The organism is Nitratidesulfovibrio oxamicus (genome assembly GCF_015731765.1).
Classification (GTDB): domain Bacteria; phylum Desulfobacterota; class Desulfovibrionia; order Desulfovibrionales; family Desulfovibrionaceae; genus Cupidesulfovibrio; species Cupidesulfovibrio oxamicus.
On sequence record NZ_VRYY01000499.1, the window covers coordinates 1 to 1,653 of the forward strand.

Annotated in this window: 2 protein-coding genes; both read left to right on the forward strand. The window is 71.6% G+C overall.

Features of this window, described 5'->3' with window-relative positions:
• Positions 1-313: aminotransferase class I/II-fold pyridoxal phosphate-dependent enzyme (locus FVW20_RS14550; protein WP_196610177.1), on the forward strand; the 313-nt coding region annotated here is incomplete at its 5' end.
• A gap of 219 nt (positions 314-532) precedes the next feature.
• Positions 533-1,423, forward strand: a complete 891-nt coding sequence (locus FVW20_RS14555) for a uracil-DNA glycosylase (protein ID WP_307831567.1) — start codon at positions 533-535, stop codon at positions 1,421-1,423.
• Positions 1,424-1,653: the final 230 nt, after the last annotated feature.

The window sequence follows — 1,653 nt, forward strand, 5'->3', positions numbered from 1 at the left end:
CTGCGTGGACGTCATGCGCGCGGCCCTGACCGCCCGGCGCGACCTGACCTGCCGCAGGCTGGACGCGCTGGCCCCGCACTTCGCCTACGTGCCGCCGCGCGGCGCGTTCTACGCCATGGCCCGCTACACCTTTACCGACGCCGACTCCATGACCGTGGCCCGGCGCATGCTGGAAGAGGCGCGGGTGATCACCGTGCCCGGCGGCTCGTTCGGCCCCACGGGCGAACGTCACTTGCGGCTGTCCTTCGGCATGGACGAAGTGGAACTGACCGAGGCCTTCGACCGCATCCAGCACTGGGTGACGGCCCTCTAGATGGCGCGGCGCAGGATATTGGTTGACGGCCCGGCGCGCGGGGCCGGGGAGTGTGCAGAGGCGCGTGCAGCTGCGGCCAGCACTGCGTCATCGCCCGATGTCACGGCTTCGCCCGTGCTGGACGGCCAGCCGCAGGCAACTCCGCGGCGGCGCGGCAGGCCGCGCAAGGTGGATGGGGCGGTTACGTCGGGCAAGGTGATTGGCGGTGTTCCGGGCAAAGTGCCCGGAACACGCGCATGCTCCGCCACGCCCTGCCTGCCCGTCACGCCCGATCCCGAGATCCTTGCCGGACCGGATCCGCTGGCGGGCACCGGCTGGCCGGACAACGTGGCGGATCTGGCTGCCCGCAGGCATCTGGAAGTGCTGGCTACGGTCGAGGCGTTGCGCGCGCAGGGGCGCACCATCTACCCCGCCCGGGCCGACGTGTTCCGGGCACTGTGCACCACCCCCTGGGACGCGGTGCGGGTGGTGATCCTGGGGCAGGATCCCTACCACGGACCGGGGCAGGCCCACGGCATGGCGTTTTCCGTTGCCGACGGGGTGCCCCTGCCGCGCTCGTTGCGCAACATATTCAAGGAAGTGGCCGCCGATTGCGGCGCGGAATCCGGGAAATCGGGCCTCGGTGACAAGACGGGCAAATCCGGCCCGTCCTCGCTTCCGTCCTCGCATCACTCCCGGCACCCTGCCTCGCGCCCGGCTGGCAGCGCGCCCGCAGACGCACCTCTGCTGGCGCCGTTCGGCAACGTTTCTCCCGTATCGGCAGCCCCCTCGGGCAACCTGTCGCGCTGGGCCGCGCAGGGCGTGCTGCTGCTGAACACGGTGCTCACCGTGGAGGACGGGCAGCCCAACAGCCATGCGGGCCTCGGCTGGGAGGGTGTGACGAGGGGCATCGTGGCCGCGCTGGGCACGCGTTCGCAGCCGTGCGCCTTTCTGTTGTGGGGCAGGCCCGCGCACGGGTTTGCGGCATTGGTGACCCGTCCGGCGCATCTGGTGCTGACGGCGGCGCATCCCTCGCCGCTGTCGGCCTCGCGCGGGTTCTTCGGGTGCGCCCACTTTTCGCGGGTCAATGCCTGGCTGGCGGAACAGGGAGAGGCTCCCATCCGTTGGTGAACGGCGGGGCAGGATAAGGCATGCGGCGGCGGTCATCCCGGAATGCGGGGACCGCCGCCGTCATTCCAGGGTGAAGGTGTCGTCGTCGCGCCAGTGGACCATGGCCCGGGTGATGCCCATGGCCGCGTAGGCGTCCACAAGCCCGTTGGCATGCCCCCACAGCAGCCCGCGCAGGCGGCGCGGCACGCCCAGGCGTGTCGGCGGCCCCGGCAGGAGGGCCAGATGCGCGG